Source organism: Roseomonas sp. 18066 (genome assembly GCF_902706185.1).
Classification (GTDB): Bacteria; Pseudomonadota; Alphaproteobacteria; order Acetobacterales; family Acetobacteraceae; genus Pseudoroseomonas.
In genome coordinates, this window is the sequence record NZ_CACSJM010000429.1 from 1 (window position 1) to 384 (window position 384).

Below are 384 nucleotides of genomic sequence, written 5' to 3' on the forward strand. Positions count from 1 at the left end.
ACACCAGGCACAACAGCATGACGACGGTCAGGAGCGTGCTCTTGCCCGACCGCCGGCGCCGCTGCGGGCTCCCCGCATTGCTTCGCGCCGCCACCTGGTCAGCGAGTGTGGCGGTCAAGAGGCCCTCTCCTTCCTGTTGGCAGTCAGTTGGACCACGTAGCTGACCGCCATGATCACTATCCCCAGGAGGAAAGCAATTGCGGCGGCATAGTTCGAATCCTGGTTCACGAAGGACAGCTGAAAGGCGTACATATTCGGCGTGTAGTCCTGTCCGATCGCCGCCGGCGCGATGACGCGCAGGAGATTGGGTTCATTGAAAAGTTGGAACGACCCGATGACGGAGAAGATCGTGGTCAGCAGCAATGCGCCCCGGATGGCGGGTAT

1 protein-coding gene is annotated in these 384 nt (G+C 61.2%); it reads right to left on the reverse strand.

The window, feature by feature from the left end:
• Positions 1-114 precede the first annotated feature (114 nt).
• Positions 115-384, reverse strand: a 270-nt coding sequence (locus tag GVN67_RS29550) for a sugar ABC transporter permease (protein ID WP_200845482.1), incomplete at its 5' end; no start/stop codon positions are given.